This window comes from Paenibacillus tengchongensis, from assembly GCF_008973665.1.
GTDB lineage: Bacteria > Bacillota > Bacilli > Paenibacillales > Paenibacillaceae > Paenibacillus_AQ > Paenibacillus_AQ tengchongensis.
Genome location: NZ_WACP01000003.1, coordinates 322,540 through 344,793 on the forward strand (window position 1 = coordinate 322,540; position 22,254 = coordinate 344,793).

At 53.1% G+C, this 22,254-nt stretch carries 11 protein-coding genes; all 11 read left to right on the forward strand.

Going from position 1 to position 22,254, the window contains the following annotated elements:
- The first annotated feature begins 35 nt into the window (after positions 1 to 35).
- Positions 36 to 323 (forward strand): hypothetical protein, encoded by a 288-nt coding sequence (locus F1381_RS07170; RefSeq protein WP_246187938.1) that lies wholly within the window; start codon positions 36 to 38, stop codon positions 321 to 323.
- 71 nt (positions 324 to 394) lie between these two features.
- Complete coding sequence (locus tag F1381_RS07175; RefSeq protein WP_151734133.1) at positions 395 to 5,563, forward strand: phage tail tape measure protein; 5,169 nt, start codon at positions 395 to 397, stop codon at positions 5,561 to 5,563.
- A 60-nt stretch (positions 5,564 to 5,623) separates the two neighbouring features.
- Positions 5,624 to 6,244 (forward strand): S-layer homology domain-containing protein, encoded by a 621-nt coding sequence (locus F1381_RS07180; RefSeq protein WP_151734134.1) that lies wholly within the window; start codon positions 5,624 to 5,626, stop codon positions 6,242 to 6,244.
- Between the two features lies 1 nt (position 6,245).
- Complete coding sequence (locus F1381_RS07185) at positions 6,246 to 7,286, forward strand: hypothetical protein (RefSeq protein ID WP_151734135.1); 1,041 nt, start codon at positions 6,246 to 6,248, stop codon at positions 7,284 to 7,286.
- 12 nt (positions 7,287 to 7,298) lie between these two features.
- Positions 7,299 to 10,787 carry a peptidoglycan DD-metalloendopeptidase family protein gene (locus F1381_RS07190; protein WP_151734136.1) on the forward strand — a complete coding sequence of 1,163 codons (3,489 nt, stop codon included), beginning with the start codon at positions 7,299 to 7,301 and terminating at the stop codon, positions 10,785 to 10,787.
- An 89-nt stretch (positions 10,788 to 10,876) separates the two neighbouring features.
- Complete coding sequence (locus tag F1381_RS07195; protein ID WP_151734137.1) at positions 10,877 to 11,302, forward strand: hypothetical protein; 426 nt, start codon at positions 10,877 to 10,879, stop codon at positions 11,300 to 11,302.
- Between the two features lie 2 nt (positions 11,303 to 11,304).
- Positions 11,305 to 11,691, forward strand: coding sequence for a Low copy number virion structural protein (locus tag F1381_RS07200; protein WP_151734138.1), 387 nt, complete (start codon positions 11,305 to 11,307; stop codon positions 11,689 to 11,691).
- A 19-nt stretch (positions 11,692 to 11,710) separates the two neighbouring features.
- A complete protein-coding gene (locus F1381_RS07205; RefSeq protein ID WP_151734139.1) occupies positions 11,711 to 14,392 on the forward strand; it encodes a PKD domain-containing protein in 2,682 nt (893 codons plus the stop codon).
- Positions 14,393 to 14,437: 45 nt separating this feature from the next.
- Entirely contained in the window at positions 14,438 to 15,856 is a 1,419-nt protein-coding gene (locus tag F1381_RS07210) for a hypothetical protein (RefSeq protein WP_151734140.1), read from the forward strand.
- Positions 15,857 to 15,959: 103 nt separating this feature from the next.
- Positions 15,960 to 17,747: a hypothetical protein gene (locus F1381_RS07215; protein ID WP_246187939.1), complete on the forward strand. Its 1,788-nt coding sequence runs from the start codon at positions 15,960 to 15,962 to the stop codon at positions 17,745 to 17,747.
- Positions 17,748 to 17,765: 18 nt separating this feature from the next.
- Positions 17,766 to 22,254 (forward strand): hypothetical protein (locus F1381_RS07220; protein ID WP_151734142.1); only part of this gene is annotated, 4,489 nt, incomplete at its 3' end.

Sequence of the window (22,254 nt, forward strand, 5' to 3'; positions counted from 1 at the left end):
GGGAGCAAGAAGAAGCGTTCGACAACAAACCGCCGGTGGATTGGGCGAATATATTCTTCAAACTCGCACATTACTGCAATCTGAAAAAGCAGGATGTATGGGAACTGACCCTCCCTCAGTTGGGATACTATCTGGAGCAGTGCCATGAGCATATTGAATTCACCATCAAGATCTCTTCGATGTCGCTGGGCGGTCTCGGGTTGTTCGGCGGCGGATCCGCCGGTGGAGACGGCATGGGGGAGAAGGATGACAGCGGCGCATATGAAGACGGTTATAAGGTGGCCGATGCGGAGGACATGAACTTTCTGGCCCAGCTGCTTTAGTCCGTAATCACTCCTGTCTGCTCCTGAATGGAGGGGCAGGAGTTTTAATTTATAGAGGTGGTGACACAATCGTGAATACGCTTCAAACCGATATTGCCGCAGAGCTGCAGAAATCGTTAATGCACATGAAGCGCTTCGGGCAAGAGATGGAAACGTTGGACGACCGTTTCGGACGGCTCCGCCAGCGGATCGAAGCTGCGCGTTCAACCCTGGGCGGATTGAATGTGCAGTTAAATCCGGCAACAGGGCGGGTGGTGCAGGAAAGCGCTGCATTGCAGAGCACACTGCCGCTAACCTTGCAGCAGGGGAGCCAGCGCGAGTTATTCCGGAGAGCGGAGGCGGAGCTGAACCGGGAGCTGCAGAGATTTGTCAGAAATTTAAGCATTGAGTTGGATCCGAGCTACGCCGGCGGACAGCGTCTTGACATTGGGAATGAAGGAATCGGCGCCATCAATGATGAGCTGGCCAGCGTGATCAGGCAGCAGATTGACGCTCTGGCCGGAGACATTTCAGAAGCCGGCCGTGCCGGCGCAAGCATTCCCGGCGGCTGGCAGCAGGAGATGGGACAATCCACTGCGCGCGCTTTAGCCAAAACAATCAAAAGTGCAGTCATCAACAATCTGGCAAATCCGAAAATCCTTGAACCCGGTGAAATTGCCATTTCACCGGGAGAATTGACCCATACGTTGGGTACCCTCAAAGATAAGCTGCTTCAGGGCCTCGCCGCAGATTTGCCGGATGCTGCCGGCAGCGCCGGAAATACGAGGTTACGTCAGGTATACAGCGATATTGACAAACGCTTTGCGGTTTATGCAAACCAAACTGCAGCGGGCATCAACGAGATCATGAGCGGGAAGATCGAGCTTCCCGTAAGTGAGCTGACCGGGAAGCTAAAGAGCAGTGTCGAGAAAGAATTCAGTTCGTCCATGAATATTCCTGTGCATGACGGAATGGCAGATGACTGGAATCCCTTGCAGCTGCTGACGAATCAGCTGCAGCAAATCGGCAGGCCGCTGGCTAAACAGATGAACGCCGGAATGGATCAGGAAGCCGATGATCTCATCAAAGAGTTCAACGAAGGACAGGCGATGCCGTTTCCAAAGCTGAAGGGCCATTTGATGAAACAGATGGACCGCATTAACAGCCGGCTTCTAGAGAAGATCCGGGAACAGGCGGATGCACAGCTCTCAGCTATCATCCAGGAAATCAATGAGCTTCAGGCCCAAGCCGGACGTTTAGACCGTAAGGCAGATATTGAAGAAGCTGGGAAAGGCGAAGAAAGTGTTACAGCGGCAGCGGGCGGCGGTGGCAGCGGCAGTGGCAGCGGCGATGCCGGCGGAGGATCTGCATCGTCCGGCGGCAGCCAATCAACGTCTTCGAAGCAGCCGGAAGAGGGCGGCGGGGACAGCGGCAGTAAAAAGGACGGCAAATTCAGCCTGGGGGGTGCGGTGCTCCATTCCGTCCGTAAGCTGATCTCCGGCACGATCTCCGAGTTGCCGATGACGCTGTTCAATGAGGCTGTGGAGACCTTCAAGGCGATACAACCTGAACAGCTTAAGATGACCCAGAACCTGATGTTCAAGCCGGAATACCGGACTAAAGATGCCGGCGGCGGCAATGTGGCCGATATGTTCAAGGTCAATGCGGCGGTTAAAGCGCTGCAAGGGTTTATCGGGCAGCAATCCGTCTATTACGGGCAGGACTACAGCGAACTGTATAAGGTCGGAACCATCGGCTCCCAGTCGCTGTCCGACCCGGTGGAGATCAAGAAGTTTATTCAACTGACCGCGCAGCTCAAGACACTTGACACTGGCGGAAGCACCATGAAGATTGCCGCCGGGCTTGAATCGGTTAGATCCCAATTCGGTCTTGAAATGGCCGATATGCAGAAGCAGGTGGCAGAGCCGCTTGCGGCGGCGGTCAAGGCTTCCGGAGCATCTGTGGAAAAACTGCTGGCGGGCGTACAACGTTCGGCGGCGGTAGCGGGCAACCCGCTGATGAAGTCTAGCACAGCCATCGTGATGGCCGGGGCGGCGGCCAAAGCCACGGATGTGAAAGGAGCTGACGACGGCAGCCTGTATAAGGGTATGCTGGAGAAGCTGCAGAGCGCAGAAGCACTCAGCGAACTGCAGAAGCTGGGCATCAATCCGTATAATAGCGACTCACTCACAGGGAATGAAATTGTAAAGCCCGGGGAGGAATTGTTGAAATCGCTCGCGGAAGCCCTGGAGGGCAAAAGCGACCAAGCCAAGCATACTGCATATGACACGGTTTTCGGGACTCCCCTGGCCTCCAAAACATCGGCAGCCATGCATGAATTAATGAACAATTTCGTCGAGGTCAACGGTGCGGTTAAGCAGTTTGCGGATGATGCCGGCAGTAAGCCGTACCGTGACCTGATTCAAAAGTCTCTCGATAATCCTCTGGTGAACACAAACAGAGCCAAGGAGAGTGTCACCGTCGCCCTGGATGCACTACTGCAGGAATTGACACCTGCTATTAACCAGGTCTCTTACGGGCTTATCCATATGGCCAACTTTGTGGAAAAGAACGCCGATACCTTTGCGAAGCTCGGCGGCGTGCTGTCCAATGTCATTATCGGCCTGATGATGATGCAAGGCATCAAGTGGGGCGCCGGTAAAATCGGCGGCGGCGTGTTGCAGAATGCGGCCGCTGAGAAACAGAGGACAGGCTTTTTGGGCTATTTGCAGGAGCTGAACGGTACGCATCAGATCGGCGCGAATCTGCGTGGCATGACACGCGGCGAAGTGGAGCGGATGCAGCAGAATCCGCTGCTGGAGCGCTACATCAGCGAGATGCACAATATGTCCGATGTACAGAAGGAGCACTTGAAGAGTTACATTTCGGCAAAAGGTATCGGGGTTAACGATGCCCAAACGTTGTTCACTGTTATGGATGAAGCCAAAAACTGGACGCGACCGGAAGAACTTAACGACGATCAGAAATATGAACGCCACCGGCAGTACAACCACCGCATTTCCGCCCAGCCGGAGCTGGCAGGTGCGCTGAATGCCAGCTTCCTGCACCAGATGGAACGGGATGCTTCCGGCAGGGGAAGGTGGGACAGCAGCAGAAATAATACCGATTATGCCGATGCCTCCAACCGTTTGACAGGGATGACACAGGACGAGTTTCACGGCTTTGAAAGTCATCTGGCGCAGCGCCGTTTAAACGGTTTGCCGGCCATTGACAGCTATGCCAGCTTAGGAACGGCCCTGCAGGAGTACCAAACCCGGCAGTCACAGGCGGAAATGGCCGCCCGGCAATCAACTGGCACCTTTGGTGATCTTTCCCATGCCGTCCGCGGCATGAATGCCGAAATTTCCCGTTCCCAGAAGTTGAAGAACGGATTCAAACAATTTCTCAAAGATATTCCGGATCTGGGACGCGGCGCTCTGAGTTCGATTAAAAGCCTCGGTGCGGGAATCGCCGCGATGGGGCTGCAAATCGCCGCTTCCATCGTACTTGCCCAGGCGGGAAAAGCTGTGCTTGAAAACTATACCGCCACTGAGTCCGACCGGAAACTGACGAAGGCCGATACACTTGACAAGAATGCGGATGCCTTTGCCAATACGCTCCGGATCGACGGCGATCAGAATCTGCTTAAAAGTTTCGGGAACACGCTTTATGCGACATATGGCAGCATGATGAACGGTATCTCCAGATTTTTCGGCGGATCTGCGACCCATTACGGAGCCGGCAACATGAATGATATGTATACGGAAATGATGGCGGATTATAATTTCAGCGGAAGCCAATACCAGTTTGCGGAATACTTGAAGAACAAAGGGAAAGCCGAAGGAAAGACGTCGGAAGATTATGTCCGGGAATGGTATGCACAAAGCGATTCCGGTAAGGAGTCCCAGCAGCTTAGGCAGGAAGCGGCAACGCTGCAATATGAGCAAGCGCAGTTGGACCAGGCGGAGGAGGATCATTTACAGAAAATTGCCAAGGAAAACTACGCGAAGAAATATACTGACGGAACGCTGCAGTACTCGGCGATTAACGCCGACAGCGTGAATGAACGCATACAGGACAAGTTATCGGACATTAAGGATCAGAATTCCATGGAGACGCTGCGCGCACTGACGGGCGGCATGAGAACGGATTCGGAAGCGTACATCGCTATGCGCAAGGAGCAGGTAAGCCGGATGCGCAAGGTGCTGACCGATGAGCTCGCCATGATTGATACTTATATTGAAAATGCGAAAGCGGTCATGAACACCCATGACGTCAATTCGGAAGAATACAAAGAAGCGCAGCGTACAGTGGACGGTCTGACGGAGACGCGCAAAGACATTGCCGATAAAGGTGAAGCGGACATTTTGCAGGAGGAGCTGAATCAACAGCAGGAAGCTTACCAGAAAAGATTAACCAGCGTAAACCGGAATGTCCAGAAGATTGATCTTCTTGCCCAAGCGAAAGAACTTGCGGCGGCTTATAATATGGACAATTCTTCACAGGCTTATCTGGATATCATGAAGAAAATTTCTTTGGGCAAGCTCGATTCCATGAAGGCGGAGCTGGAGAACATGAAGAACATCCAGGCCGATGGCGAGAAAGCCGAAGAGCTGGCCATGAATGTGCTGCAGCTGCAAAATTCCATCAGCACCGAGGAGGCCAAGGTGAAGGAGCTCAATCTTGCTTCCATTGGAATTGGACGTCAAAAGATAGAAGAACACAATTCAGAGCGCGATAATGATTTGCTTGCGCTTCAGGTGCAGGCGGGGAATCCGGATGAATCCTCCCCGATCCTGCGCAACCAACGCATCGCCAATTATAAAGCGGAGATTACGGAGATTGCCGGTGTCATAAGCAATCTGAAGAGCAGGCTTACAAGTTCGCTTACGGAGGACGAAACCGTCAAAATCAATGCGGAAATCCGCGATCTGCAAAAGCAGTCACTCCAGGCCCAGCTGGGTATTCTGGATGAGGTTAAGACTTCCTCAGGCACCTTTAATCTGCCGGCGGGAGTAACGGCCATGTCCCGTTACGAGTATCTGTCCGCCCAGGGAACACATCAGTCTACCACTGTGGGCATGGGCGATGTCACAGTCAATATTACGCTGCCGAATGTAACCAACGGTGCAACCCAGTCGGAGCTGCAGACCATTGGACAAGGGCTTGGTCAGGGACTGGCCCAGGGCCGGCTGGGAGGTGTCCGCCAGCAGCTGGGAGGCAATCCGGTTACCGCCTACCGCAGCCATTACGGAAGATAAGAAACGCCTGCCCCGCCTTATAATGAGGTGGGGTATTTTTTCTGACAAGGAGGTTCTAACATGACACAGCAGAGTCCGATTTCCAACGAGGACGCGGTGTTCAAGAAGCAGCTATTCTACGATGACGGTAAACGGTACAGGAAAGTCCAGGCGAGGCTGATCACCGAATACAAACCACCTTCGCCTAATCTGAAATCACATGTCAATCAAACGCTTGCGTCCTCCGCAGGCTTGGTGCAGAGCGGTACTTCGCATTACGAAACGACGCTGACGTTGTTGTTCTATTCCAAGAAGGAGTATGCGGATTGGCTTCAGTACATCGGGTCCCAGCATAAATATTACGACGAAAAAGGCACGGTCTATGTAGGCATTGTCACCGGCCGGCCGGAGATCCGCACAGCCGAAGCGGAAACGAAATATATCGTTACAGCCGCCCTTTCCCTGGTCCGCAAGCAGGAGTTCGAGTATAGATACACTTCCAATTTCATTGATACGGAGGGGCATTGGGCGGCAAAACATATCGGAGATATGCAGCAAATGGGGCTGATCGCAACCAACTGGTCCGCCGACGGCGAAGACGTTGCGTATTTCCGTCCCGATGATCCACTGGTCCGTTCCGAGGCGGTAACGTTATTGATGCGCACGCACCGCTATGTGGACAAATTGCTGAGGGGGTATTGAGATGAAGCGCTGGATTGATGTAGATCCGCTGGACTGGTTCTACCGCGATACGCTGGAAATGAGCCGGCTGACGGCCAATCTACAGGGAGAGGAGGTCATCAGCGGGTTAACCTACAATGTGTTCGAACCGGGGCATGAACGGATCGTTAAACGCTTTATCACGGTTGAAGGCCAGCAGGAGCTGCTGATACCCGATTATAAGTATCAGGCGGACAACCCGCTTTATGTCCTGATAAACGGTGTAGAGATCGTTCCGGAGGCGGTGGAGGACGGCAAAGTCACGCTAAGCAATCCTCTGTCGGCAGGACTTGAGATCGTATGCATTGCCTACGGAAAGCCGGCCCTTAAGAACATCGGCTGTGTGGAAAGCCCATATGAGGGCTGCGCCAACCGCCAACACCCCTCGGCGGAATTGAAGCATAAGGCATCCTACGTATTCAGCTTCAGTCATACACCGGAGACTTGCACGGTTCTGGGAGTGAAGCTGAAGAGACTTATCGTCACCGTAGCGGCAGGCGAAAATGCCCAGACTAAAATTTATGACGCCATCGCGGATCAGCGGGATGTGTATGTTATCCACAAAGGCACGGTCTACCTCCCCTATATGTACAAGGATTTCCCTGCTGTTATCGGATACAATGCCGTCATCAGAGGGTCGGTTCAACGTAAGGTGGAGACGGTCATTGCCGAATCCCCGTGTGTCCGCTTCAACGACCGGTTCTTTCCCAATGTCCGGCTGCGCCGCGGCGAATTCTTCGCCTTAATGAGCCGGATCCTTGAGAATATCCATAACCGCTATACGGACAGGCAGTTCGCTGCGGAACGTATATTCTCCAGGGCCGTAACGGATCAGTCTGAGATTGCGGAGCATTGGTACGGCGACCGGGTATTGTCACTGCTGGAGCAGAGATTTATCGACGGTTATTATGTCTTTCCGCTGTATGCCGACGGTAAATTTGAGCCTGAAGCATGCATTACCAGGGCGGAGACGGTTACTTATCTAAACAGATTTATCGAATGGGTAACGGAGCGTTACCGCTAAGGAGGTGGGGACATGGCATATGTTTCAGACTTGAACAGCCCTTCGAAGCGGCTGCTTCAAGGAATTATGGAGCGTGTCAACGCGCTGGGGGACTCTCCCAAAGTAATCGTTGAACTGGACAAGCTCAGTTATGTGCCCGGTTTCCGGAGAAAGTACGATGCAGTTCAATATATTACCGATACCGTAGTAAGCGACCTTCTCTCCATCGACAAGGCTGAGAAAATCACCGATTATACGGACGGTACAGAACTGTCGGTTACCACCGAACTGACCAACGTATATATGTCCATGCCGATTAGGACAAGCAAGACAATGAGCGGCAAGTCCAATGATGAGCTGCACATTATGGGCATGCGGATAACCGATTGGTTCGATACGGACCCCCGCTGCTCCCGGAAGAAGCATAAAGGGATAGACCTTGACCTGGCGATCGGCGATCCGGTATATGCAGTATGGGACGGAACGGTATCCTATGCCCAGACCAACGGCGGATACGGCAAGGTTGTATACATTGATCACGGTAATGGCTGGCAGACCCGTTATGCCCACTTGAACAAGATCTCGGTCAGTAAAGGGGCGAGCATCGCAGCCGGAGAAATGGTGGGATATGGAGGCAATTCCGGCCATATCATTACAAGCGGAGGCGGAGACGGCTCGCATTTGCATTTTGAGGTCCGCAAGGAGGGAACTCCGCTCAACCCTGAACCTTTCCTGCGCGGACAAAAGACAATCCAGGCTCCCAGCAAGGCACCTTCGGCTGCCCCAGCCGCTAACCGGAGCAGCGCGGGAGTTATGGATTCATCTGCATCCGCTCCGGTAGAATACAATATCGAAGCTACCGCCTACACCGCCAGATGCACCGGCTGTACCGGCATTACACGCGGGGGGACGGATGTGCGCACGTGGAAGAATTGGAAGATCATCGCTGTGGATCCGTCGCTGATCCCGCTTGGGAGCCGGGTAGAGCTGATTGTGGACGGTGTGAACTGGGGGGAGTATCTTGCCGATGACACCGGAGGCGATATTAAGGGACACCGCATTGACATCCTGATGGAGACGAACGCCAAAGCGCTGGAATTCGGGCGGAGACAAGTGATCGCCAGAGTCATTAGTTTCGGCGACGGAAAACGGCGGGTGAGCACCGGAGACGATGGATCGGTCAGGCTGGGCAATGAGCTGGTGACCTATCAGGTCAACCGGACGACCAGCAAGCAGACCTTCTATCAGGACTACAGCAAGAAGCCTGTGCTGAATCCGGCTAAATTCACCGGTATAAGCGGCGCGGAACAATTCTATTTAAAGGACGGTACCGAACAGTTTGGCGTACTGGGATTCCGGACAACTGCCAATGCGGGGGCCGGCAAATCCTTTGTGTTTGAGCACGACTGGTTCCATCCGGGCAACCTGGGCTGGGCCTATATTGCCGATCTGGACCCGGATGACCGGGTCACTGTAAAGGTCGACGGTTATTTAATGGTTACCATAAATGGAGTCAATGCCAAGCAAGGGACCGCGTATCCTCCATCCATTCCGGTACCGAAGGGTCACCATACGGTTGAGATCGCCTTTGCCAATCCCTCGAAAGCATCTGCAGGCAAATTCGGCATCCTCTACCTCCGTGCCCGGGAGTTTGACGTGGAGACTGTAGAACAGAAGCAGGTTTGGGATTTTACCGATGAGATGAACTCACCGGGCCGCTGGACGCCTTACGGCACAGTGATTCAAAGCGACAAGGGAAGCTATCAGGCTATATCTACCAGCGGCGGGGAGGCAGGGATTGAGCGGGGAGGCAAAGTGAACCGTTTTCCCCTGACTTTAAATTTCCGGATCAAAGTCAAAGAGGGAACTTCGGGGAAGGTGGTAGTAGCCAACGGGGCAAAAGTGTTTGTAATTCATATCAGCGACAGCAGCGTTTCTACCAACGGCGGCGCTTATCCGATCGACAATACGAACGAATTCGTAGAGTATACCGCCACCTTCCATGATGAGACAGACATGGATCTCTACGTGAAGAAGACCGGCAGTGCCGGCACGGAACAGTGGGTCAACACCGGGATCCGCGGGTCGGCGGGGGAATACTCCATGAACCGTATCCTGTTCGCTGTCAGCAGCGGAGAACTGTATATCGACACGGTTAATTACTCCGCGAACGATTATGCCATCGAGCAGTTCGCCACGCATATTGCTTCTTCCTACCAGAGCAAATGGTATGAGGTCGGTGATTTTGTGTATGAGGACACCTATACTATTGATCTGGATGTCATGAACTGGGAAGTCAATAACCACCTGGATATGGCTTCTGCTACGGCACGGATTACGCTTGACAACAGCAAAGGGAAATACACGCAGACCTGGGAACGCAAGCCTGAATTTCCGGAGTCCTATAAGGTGATGGAGTCACCGCTCACATACTACGAAGAGGGCGAATTGGTCCACGTAATCAGCGAAGGCACTCCCATCCGCATTTATGCCGGGTATGGCGAAGAGGTGGTGCGGATTTTTACCGGTGTAATAAAGGGTGAGATTCAGGAAGATTCAGAGGCCAGAACTGTAACCTTCAGCTGTGTGGACAAGTTCGACATGCTGGAGGAGTTCGTCTTTTATAAACCGATGGCCTACCCTCCTGAAGAGGCGTACGCCGGCGACAACGGGGCATTTGCCTGGATCAAATCTTCGATTGTGGAAGATATTGCTGTAGCCGCAGGATTCACCTCCTGGAAAATACATGCCGAGGATTTGATGTATCCCGATTACGTCATCGACGATACGGTGTACATCGACGTCAACAAAGGCAAGAATACCTTCATGAAATTCAATAAGGAGAGTGGGGAACTCGCCGCTGTAACACAGGAAGACATTATGACCGTAGGAGGCTGGCAAAATCCGTTTGTGGCCTCGGTTACGTTTCCCGTCGGGACAAGAGCCTCGGATGCCATTGCCTCTTTAATCGAAGATATCCCCTATCTGTGCCGCTGTGACCGTTACGGCACCTTCCGGATGATGAAGATGGATTTCCTGGATTATGCCGACTGGCAGGTGCAGGACGGGAAGAAGTGGGATTTCATTGACGGAGAGAACCTGATCTCCCTTAACGCGCCTACGGATTATTCAGGTGTCCGGAATCATTTGATGATATCCGGCTCGAGCGGCATTGTGGAGCATTTTTTCGATAAAAGCCTCATTATTGCAACGAAAGGCAGCATCCGGACGGCAGGTATCCAGGAATCCTGGCTTGAAGAAGCAGACGGCGCTTCCATGCGCGGAGCCAAAGAGGCGGTGGCCAGCAAAGTGTTCTTCGACATTAAAAGGCAGGCCCGGACCAAGAATGTGGTGGTGAAAGGCAATCCGTTAATCGAGCTGCTGGATGCCGTATATGTCTATGACAGCCATACCTACACGGCAAACTATTTCCTGGTGAAAGGCAACCGGATCACAGGTAATGCGGAAGGCATTGTTAATTATTTGGAATTAACCTGGCAGACCCTTACGCAGGGCGCCTAACTCCCCATGAGAGCAGGAAACAATTACGTCTTAAGGCGTTAATTGTTTCCTGCTCTTTCTTATAATGCAATGGAAGTGAGGTGGAGCCTATGGCGATCGGCAATAATTTTATCAATACCAATGAAGTCTATCCAATCATAGATCTGATCCGCAGGGAAATGCAAAAGCAGGGCCTGTATACAGGGAACGGCAGCGATCTCAGTGTTATCGACCGTATCCTGCCCGACCCGAGTGTGGTCAGTGTAAATGCTTTGCGAGAACTGCCAGCATATCCCGCTCTGGTCACTCGGATGATATACACCTACGACAACGGGACGATTGAAAAGCTAACGCTGGAGAGAGACGACAACCTCATTGTGGAGGGGTTTCTTATCGAAATCGAGCAAAGAACCCTGGTCAATGAGCAGATGGAAGCGGAGTCCGGAATCACCGCCTTCTCTACCGTTCATGGAACCATTATTCGCGAAGACGGACTGTTTAAAAATCTTGAACTGAACTATACAAGGGCGGTGTAAACATGTCGAGTGGTGCGAACTTCGCCAGTTATCTTGTCGGCGGGCGGCTGGATCCGCCCTTTATGCCCACCAAGACAGCTCCCTTTATTCAAGGCGATATTCTGGAATCCAAAGGAATGGGAAAGGTGGAAAGCAGGCTTGCCGCTCCGGGGGATTGCGAGCTGTTGTCGGTCGCCGTAGGTGTATCGTACTACGAGCCCAGAGATTATTGGAATCTGTATGTCGGAAACCGGCTGGTGTGCCAGCGGATTTACACCAAGGATGTGCCGGAAGGGATGTATCTGACGGCGGTGATTCCGGTGAAGTCGGGGGAGCAGTTTCATATCGAATTCTTCAATGAAGGCGGCAAGCAGAAATTCATTTGGGTGAACTATCAAATGCTGAGATAGAAAGGAGGTGAATTCATCTATGGCCGATACTTCGTACCAGCCCACACCGTGGCTGGAGACGATGCTGAACGAAGAACATCTGCTGACGGGACTGGCAGGAATCTGTACCAGCAACGGATGGACAGAGCTGGCCTCATTTACCAAGGTCACCTTTTTGAATAAGCTGATCAAGCCTACCATCAAGAGGTTCTATCTGCCTCTGGCGCATCCGGAGATAGAACTCCCCGCGCTCCTGTATGACGATTATTACGTTTACCTGGACGGGGAGCCCTGCCCGTCATCCTATTACCAAGTTACGGAGAATGCTGACGGGACCCGCACTTTACTCTTTGAACCCGGAGTAACCGGGATGGCAGCCGTCTACTACAGCGATGTGCAGGGCACAGCCGAATTCGATTTCTATGTGGCTAAGCACAGCATTGTGCGGAACGCTTCCGGACATTTGTTCGGAATGGCGCAGCTTGCTCATCTGCACGAGCAAATTGCGGATACCGGATGTAAAGTGCCGTTTGCGATTATCGATCCCGATCGGCTATACGGTACCAGACTTGCCCCGCAGGACAGCGGGATGTTCTCGCGGGTGGTGCAAAAAGCTGAGGAGGACTGGCTGTACGAAGGGCATACGCTTTATTTTTATCAGCTGGAAAAATGGATCGGCAATGGAATCCGAGACGGGCTGATGATTACCGGCTGGGATAACGACACGGATGGTGCGCTCAAACGGTTGGCGCTGGATGCGGAAATTCAGAGCACGATGTGGGACCTTGATCAAAATACGCAGGCGCTGCAATTTAAGGTGACCGATAAATACCAGCAAATGTACCAGTCGCCGATCGTCATCTCCCATACCCGTATTCCGCAGCTGGAGTATGTGGACAAACTCGCCATGGCCGATGTAAAGCATACCAACTGGTGGAGCGACAGCAAGGTATTTGTAAAGGGCTTCGTTGACGGCAGGTCATTGATGCTGATCCTGATGGCGGATGCCGCTCCGGTCTGGGACAGAAATGCTGTGCCGGCCATCCCGCTATACATGGGCGATTTCGAAACGGGCGAGGGACATTCAGAATCCTCCGACCGGGAGCTTGTTTTCGAGTTCTACAAGACCGAGAAGAAAACTTCAACCATCATTACGAGCAGTCCTATGGTCAATAAAGGTTCGTACGTAAAGCTCTGGCTGATGGGCGATGTCGACGGGGACCTGCCGGATGAAGCAGTAACTGTCACCATTGCCGGACAGAACATCGGCAGCTTCACGACGGGTAGAGCAGACGAGCCGGAGGACAGCAAAAGCAAGGCCCATTACTTGGGCCAATTCGATATCACCAATATTGAAGGGAAGAATTCGGTTGTCATTGAAGCCCGGAGCGGGTCGGGTGTCAGTGGCTATGCGCCGGTCGCGGCCAGAATGTGGCTCGATGTCCACATCGAAACAGACAAGCAGGCGGAGGGCGCACCAGCGGCGCTGTTCTCCGGCTCGGCGCTCAGTAGCGGGCGGGCCGATGCCGAGCGTGCGCTGCAGGCGTCCGGCAGCTTCGATTATGACGATGCCGGAGAACGCCAGGAGCTGCTGCTGCCCATGATGAAGGACTATGTCCATTATCCAAGCAACGGTATTGATTCGGTGATGGTGAAACGCACCAAATACGGAGCGAGGTATCAAGCCCACTATATTGCCTGGGCCGTACCTTCGAACAGTATGCCGCCGGTCAGGGAAAACGCTGCCGGAAGCAAGCATCCGCGGGCCTGGACCAGCTATGCGAATGATGCCTATAAATATCAGTTTAACCCCTCCCGGTACAGTGACAAGGCGCACTCTTCCCGGGCAACGCTGATCCATCCTGAAGACGGCAAATACGGTACGCTGCGAAATGTTATTCTTGTCCCGCCTCTTACTATAATGAATGGGGATGAGTTGAAGGCATCCAAAGACAGCTGCGCCGATGATGAAAACGACCGGTACGATGTATATTCCTACTATTTGGTGGAAGGCATTTCCCCGCTGACGAAAAGACCGGCCACAGCGTTCAGGCCTGCGGGGCTGGGGATATTGAAAGAGGGCTACCTATTGCCGGAAATCCCTCCGCCACCACCGGAGCCACCGGGTATGACGGCATCTGTCAGCCCTTCATACGCTACGGTCACCGAAGGTGACAGCGTTAAGTTCACCTCGGATTACAGCAGGCATTCCCCGCTGACTAACTTTACCTGGGAAGCTTCAAGCGATGTAAACCGGGGACTGTATTCAGCCGGTGCAGCTTCCTTTATCTTCAAAGCAGCCGGCAGATACACCGTAACGTTTACTGTATGGAATGAGCTCGGCCAGAAGGCTTCCGCATCGGCAACGATTGTTGTGAATCCCAAGCCGGTTCCGCCGCCGCCGCCCGTCCCGCCGCCAAGCAATTCCATTCAGTGCGGGAGGAATACGCAATCCGGCGGAGGCTCCCTTACCGAAAACGAGCATGAGATGGGAGCAGCAAGAGGCACGGTCAAACTGACCTACAACATGAATTCCGCGCCTGACCGGCTGGATGTGTATTATCAGAATCAGCTGCTCGCCAGCACCAACAAAGAAGTGGCCGGATCCGGCACTCTTACTTTCAGCTACAACCCGGTTGGCGGTATCACGCAGATCAAGGTGGTTGTCACCTCCACTGCGAATTCGACCCAATGGGATTACCTGGTGAATTGCCCTGTATAATTCAGGCTTTCAAATATAAATGCACCATTTAAAGGAGTGTTTTATATGCCGTTTATCGACACAACGCCTGCATCGTTTACCCACAAGGTGACGGAGAACGATCTGCAACCCCGGCTGGGCGATTTGCTGCAAACCGCGGGATGGACCGTAGCAGCCAACTTTAAGAAGATCGTGCTGGATGCAGAATTGTTAAAATCCGGCGCCGGCAGTTCCGGCAATCTTTCTTATCCGATCACTGTAGCCGAGCATTTTATTTACGCCAATAAACTGGGTCATATGTTCGGCGTGGCCATCACCGGCCGCTGGAGTATGAAGTACGCCGATTTCGAAGTCAAACCGACGACCCAGAATCTGGAGTCATTCGGCGACTCCATGACCAAGCTGTTTCACCGGTACCGCAGTCCGCAAACGCTGTATGTCTACATTGTCGAGAAGCTCAACGGCCTGGCGCCGAACGGCAAGGACATTGTCCTGGCCTGGAAGGAGACCGGCGAAGCGGAACAGCTCCGGGCTGCGGTGGACATTGAAGTGGAAAGCTCTGTCTGGAAGGCGAACTCTTCTTCCGGGAACCCGACGTTTACGATTGACAAGGCAGATGGCACAAGAATGCAGTCGCCGATTATGCAGGCCGGTCTGCGTGCCAATTTTATGGAACAGTACTTCGACAGCACAGTCAATTCCACCGTTCAGTATACGAACTGGTGGCCTGATTCCGAAATCTCGATCCGGGGAACGTTGAGCGAGGATACACTCTTCTTCATCCTGCAGGCGGATAATGTGCCTGCACCTGAAGGAAACCTTGTTCCGATTATCCCGCTGTACTTCGGTAAGCTGGATGCAGTGGAAGAGGGGGATGACGCTTATGCACTGTTCGCCGGCACCGTGCCCCTGAAGAATACGGCCAAAGAGGTTGCGGAGTATGACTATGATAATACAGCCGACCGGCAGCCCAATATTATGCCGATCTTAAAGACCTATCCGTCATTCCCGGCCAACGGTCTGGACAATGTCATGATTCACCGCTCCAAGCTGGGCGCACGTTACCAGGCGCATTATCTGTCCTGGAATTCGCCTGCAAATGCGATGCCGCCTGCCCGCACCTCGGCCGACGGAAAACGGGATTACCCGCGGGCCTGGAATAATGCCGAGAATCCGTTGTACAAATATAATTTCAACCCTTCCCGCTACAGCGGCAAGGTTCACACTTCCAAGGTCTATGTGGTACATCCCGAGGAAGGTGTGCGCGGTTCGCTTAAGGATGCTGTCGCTCTGTCTGCCTTCTCGTTCAATGCGAATAAGCTGCGCATCAAAAAGAATGAATGTCCCGATGAGTTTGACGTTTACCGCTATTTCCTGGTGGAAGGCGTATCGCCGCTGACGAAGAAGCCGGGAACCCAATTCCGGCCGGCAGGAATCGGTTTATTCCTGAATACGGTCGATAAAGAAGGCAACGAAGTATCCTGATTCCCGCTGCCGCCCGGCGAAATCCAGAACATAACTATAGAAGAGGTGAATGACCGTGACATGGTTTGATGCAGATTCCACAATCCAGCTGTTTCCGCAAGATTTGGAGAAAAGATTTAATGATAACGGTTGGGCAACTTATATTAAATATCGTGCCGCTACCGGAGATTCAAAAAGTGCCAGCACCAAATTTGCTGATGTACGCCTGTTCCGCTCTACCGGAACGGATGGACAGATCCGTAATTTCGGGATGGTCTACGGGTACGGCGGAGTGATCCGTCAACCGGGGGAAATGGATTTTGTCTCCCAGAACTCTGTACTGGGCAAAGCCAAGCTGGTAGAAGGATCGAATACGAAATATCAGATTCTGGTATATCCGATTGAAGCCGATTCGGAGATCATTTATAAGAATGGTGTGCTGCTTGCCAAATCGGAATATACAGTCGATCCCGCAGCCGGAACATTTACGCTGAAGACAGCACCGCAGGCAGCGGATCAATTCACCGTTTCCTATGCACCTGCCCCGAATGCCCCGAGCATGCCTAAACGCCTCTTCTTCTTCACCTTCGATGATGTGCGTTCCGAAAAAATCGTGGAAGCCGTAAGCGGCGGGGTAAAAGCAGGCGATCCTGAATCCATCCTGCCTGATGGTGATGGCACGAGACGGATTTTTACAATCCCGACTGCCTCAACCATCAAGGCCGGCTCCATCCGTCTGTATATCAATCAGGTGGAGATTTCAACCGAACACTATACGGTAGATTATACGGCCAACACCATCACGATTGCGAATACCAGACCCGCACCGGATGCGGGGGCTGAGCTGTACGTTTCGTACACGCGGATTCTGGCGGGAACCGGCACATCAACACTGAATTTCGGCGATATTCTGTCCAGAAGCTTCGACCCGGGAGACGCGAAAAGTATGATGAACGCGGTGTACTCCTGCATGTATTATATTTACCCGTCGCTTCCGACCGCCTTGTCCTTTACGCCGCTGGATAATTTCGACCGGGGCTGGCAAAGGGACAGCACCATGTACTATTGGGGGAATTTCACCAAGGACCGGATTGTCATGTTCCTCCGTCCGGACCCGACGGCAGGCGCGGAGAATACGTACTACGCTCCGCTCTATATCGGAAGAATGTCCACGGTAGGAAAGGCACCGCGCAAGAATCATGTCATTTTCTCCGGCTGCCGGACCAAAGACGAGATTGCCTGGTCCAAGGATATGAAGCTTGGAGCGACTTATGTGGATTACGGCAATCATACGTCCAACGGCAACAGCTCCGTGCAGCTCCAACAATCGATTGGCGGCACATATTACCAGCAGCATTATCTGGCTTTTATTACCCACGACAAGATGGTGGACGGAGGCGAATCGAAATTCAATCCTTCCGCATACAGCGGTAAATATCATATTTCACCGATGTATGTAGTCCATCCGAATGACGGTTTTGTCGGCAGACTGGATGAAATTTACGCGGTGCATCCTAAAAACATCTCACAGCTGGATGAATTGGAAGTGGTGGAGACTGCGACAGGCGAAGACCTGGGCAAGGGTGATGGAAACAATGCGGTATTCCATCTGTACCACCAGCCTTCGCTGAAGGATGACGGTACACCGTTTAATCTGACCGTAAAAGTTGCCTGTGCGGAGCAAGTCCTCGGTACAGATTACACCATTGATTATGTAACCAAGACCATTACGTTCTTGAGCGGGAAAATTCCCGCAGCAGAGGCTGAAATTACTGCAACGTATGAATATAAGCAAATTTACCGCTATACACTGGCCGATACGCCGGTAAGTCCATTGACGCTGGCAACCATCAGTCCATTTGCGCCGATCGGACTCGGTATTCTGAAAGAGACACTTGTGAAAAACAGCTAATCCAAAGGGGGTGGCGGTGTGCTGAACGGTAATAAATCTTACCTTCTCAGCTTCACCGCCCTTTTTTCTAAAAAGGGCTATGAACTGGCGCTGGGCGTTGACACGCAGTTTGAGGATGTTCGGGATACGCGTTACCATCTGACCGCACCCGCCTTCAGCACCTACCGGACATTGATTCTGCAAGAGTCAAAGCATGCGCGCAAATCCCCTTATCTGGCGTCCAGCCTGTTTGGCTATGGAATGAAGGAGGCGTCAAATGAGATGGAGCTGGATTCCCTGCTGGTGCAAAACACCTACGCCCAAGTGGTTTCTTATTTATCCAGCGTACAGGAACATTTAAGCGGAGATTCCATACAGGTTACCACCGGCCCCTTCATTTCACCGCTGTATGCGCATAAAAAACAGGCCGAGGCGGAAACCGTACGGCGATGGACCGCTGCTCAGCAGCAAGCTGGAGATACAGGCTTTCAAGAGGCTGTTCCGGGGTGGAAGGCTGTTCATGAGACTGTGCTGCACAAGCTCTCCGGGTATACTTTGCACCCTGTACAGCTATGGATGGACGGACAGATTCAGGCTGGCATTTCGCTTGAAGCCGCGCACGGAAATTATGAAACCGGCGAATCTATCCTGACGGGGGAACCATATGGATTTCTGCCGGCAGAAAGCGTGTCAAGAATCATGGATATTCCCGAATCCCCGCATGGTCTGGTGATTACAGACCGTTATGAAGCCGAGATACTCCCGCTCACGGATGCGGAGAACCGCCTGGAACGCATCGGACTGTTCCAGGAATTCAGTGCGGCTTGGAATACGTCTACAGATTTTGCCGGCGAAGTGATGTTGTGGGAAGGTTATGAAATCGCGGGACAGGGCACAGGAGAAGAGGATCTGATATCAAGTGAACATGCTCCGGGTATATCTGCATCTTCTTTCTTTCTCCTGGCGGGTCATCCATTTAAGGACGGCTGGCAGGAGCAGCTTCAAGACATACTTCACCGTGACGAACTGGAGGGTGAACAGGTTCTTTTTGGGGATGAAGCTTATATTGCGGTGTCTGGACATCCGTTGGAGAAATACGTACATTCCCTTAAGTCAACGGACATTGAAGATGCGTCGAACGGACAATTTACCGGATCCGGCAGTATGGCATACCGTGCAGATGAGCCCTTAACATTTACTGCCCCTGAACCAGCAGCCGGAGCTATGCCTTTGATCAGCGAATGGATGGGTCACCGTTATGATCCCCAATATGAGATTTATATCACGGAGCTGCAGCCCGGTCTTCATGCCGCAATGCCCCTTAGTGAACTGGAGCAGTTCAAGGAAGCCGGGGGCCAAGACCGGATAGATGTGCATCATCTTTCAGAGCCGGGTCATGCGGAACCTGTTACTGCCACGGGATACGCATCTGTAAATATATCCGCAGAGACCATCAAAGGCTTGGTTTATGCCGCACCTGAAGTATTTAAAATGATGAGGCTGATTGAAATCATGCACGGGCAGCAGGTTCTGGACCTGATTGAAGCAGAGATTGACAATATCGTACACCATACACTCAGAGAACGTGTGTCTGATGCAACTGCCGCGGTTTCCGATGCGGTAAAAGACAAGCTGCATTATGCGCTCCAAAGCTATAAAGTGGAGGGTGATCATGCGGAGACTGTGGAAGCGGATCATACGGCGGAAGGCAGCAGAAATGAATGGACAGCCGCAAACGGGGAAGCACATGGCATCCATAGGGAAGAAACAGCGGATGCTGCGGCTGTTCCGTATAAGGCGGATGCCGCGTCCGGTTTATCGGATGGGCAGTTTGGAGCGGAAGAAGAGAGTGAGGGCTCCGGGTTTACGGAGACGATTCCAGGCTGCAGTGTGGAATCAGCTGCCGATACAGCCACCCAGCCGTATCTTGCCGGTGTTGACGCCAGCCATAGCGGCTCCAGTGCCGCGCTGAACGATAACAGCCATGATGCTCAGGCAGAAGATGCCGCAGAAACGGAGCTTCGCAGAGATGCTTATGTATGGCATGTTAACGTCGCCGGATTGAATACGGCTGAGGGAGAAAACACTGACTACGCTCAGGCTGACGCTCTCGACCAAGCGGAAGCGATTCGTTCCAAGCCGGTTCTTACAGGCATTCAGAGTGAAGCTGATTATACCGAATCGTTACCAAGTATCCCAAGTTATATTATCGAAGGAGCACGCGGCGAGGACACGGATGCCGGCAGATCTGAACACCTGGAGACTATACCGGCAGCAGAAATGGGCGTAGCTCAGCAACGGGAAGCTGAGTCAGAGATTGAGCGTCTTGTGAAATCATTCAGCATAGATTATTCAGACACCGCCATAGTTGGAGATTCGGCCGCAGACCTGCATAAGGATATCACAGAGGAACGCGTCGTCCAAGCTAATGGCTACGCTGCAGAAGGCTTGACCGTCGAATGGAGCGAAGCGGGTACTGAAAGTGCGGATGCCGGAAACGCATTGCACACAAGCGGAGGCACAGCCTCAGATCAGGAGGCGGATCGCAGCATTACCGCAGGTGCAAACCGATACGGCACAAGGGAGGCCGATGCTGCAGATCCGCTTCGGGCAGAACGAAACCATGCTGCTGAGGCAGAGCTTACTAAGCAATTGGCCCAGGCTTTGAATAGGGCTGCCGAAACCGCTGTTCAGGAGGCAGTGAAAGCCGGAGCACACAGCAAAGCAACGGGACAAATCTTCGAATCCGTTGAGGCAGGACCGGCATTTATACAAGAAGCCGTCACCGAGTATGGAGCGGAAAGCCGGAGCGATACCCGCTATGAAGCTGAAGAAGTCTCTTATACGGCTATGCAGCTGCAGGATACGGCGGATAGCCTGCTGCAGAATGCAAGCAGAACTAGCGGTGAGATCGCCCATGACGGGATGAGGTTAAACGGGGAACAGCCTGCAGATTTACAGATTCCCGAAATTCAGGGCAGAAACGGACAGAGGCTGGTCCAAGCTGTACCCGCGCATGAACCGGAAGCGTTGGGCAATTCGTTTGCCGCAGGCAGCAAGTACGGAAACTTTGAATCCAGCAATGAAGAGCTGAAACCAGTTGCTCCGGCCAACAGCTATGAAGCGGAAAGCGGTGAGCTGAAGAACGCTGGGCTGGACAACAGCTATGAAGCGGAGAACGGTGAGCTGAAGAACGCTGGGCTGGGCAACAGCTATGAAGCGGAGAACGGTGAGCTGAAGAACGCTGGGCTGGGTAACAGCTATGAAGCGGAGAACGGTGAGCTGAAGAACGCTGGGCTGGGTAACAGCTATGAAGCGGAGAACGGTGAGCTGAAGAACGCTGGGCTGGGTAACAGCTATGAAGCGGAGAACGGTGAGCTGAAGAACGCTGGGCTGGACGATAGCTATGAGGCGGAAAGCGGCGAGCTGAAGAACGCCGGACTGGGCAACAGCTATGAAGCGGAGAACGGTGAGCTGAAGAACGCTGGGCTGGGCAACAGCTATGAAGCGGAGAACGGTGAGCTGAAGCAGGCTGTACACGGTAACAGCTACGAAGCGGTGAGCAGCGGTCTGGATCAGGCTGTAGCAGGCAATAGCTATGAAGCGATAAGCGGCGGGCTGGATCAGGCTGTAGCAGGTAACAGCTACGAAGGGATAAGCGGCGGGCTGGATCAGGCTGTAGCAGGTAACAGCTACGAAGGGATAAGCGGCGGACTGGAACAGGCTGTAGCAGGTAACAGTTACGAAGCGATAAGCTGCGGGGTGGAACAGGCTGTAGCAGGCAATAGCTATGAAGCGATCAGCGGCGGGCTGGAGCAGGCTGTAGCGGGTAACAGTTACGAAGCGATCAGCGGAGGGCTGGAACAGGCTGTAGCAGGGAACAGTTACGAAGCATTGAGCGGTGAGCTGGAGCAGGCTGTAGCAGGCAACAGCTACGAAGCGATCAGCGGCGGGCTGGAACAGGCTGCAGCAGGGAACAGTTACGAAGCATTGAGCGGTGAGCTGGAGCAGGCTGTAGCAGGCAACAGCTACGAAGCGATAAACGGAAGGCTGGAGCAGGCTGTAGCAGGCAACAGCTATGAAGCGTTGAGCGGCGGGCTGGAACAGGCTGTAGCAGGGAACAGTTACGAAGCGATCAGCGGCGGGCTGGAACAGGCTGTAGCAGGCAACAGCTACGAAGCGATAAGCGGAGGGCTGGAGCAGGCTGTAGCAGGCAACAGCTACGAAGCGATAAGCGGAGGGCTGGAGCAGGCTGTAGCAGGCAACAGCTATGAAGCGTTGAGCGGCGGGCTGGAACAGGCTGTAGCAGGGAACAGTTACGAAGCATTGAGCGGTGAGCTGGAGCAGGCTGTAGCAGGCAACAGCTATGAAGCGTTGAGCGGCGGGCTGGAACAGGCTGTAGCAGGCAACAGTTATGAAGCGATAAGCGGCGGGCTGGAACAGGCTGTAGCAGGGAACAGTTACGAAGCATTGAGCGGTGAGCTGGAGCAGGCTGTAGCAGGCAACAGCTATGAAGCGTTGAGCCGGG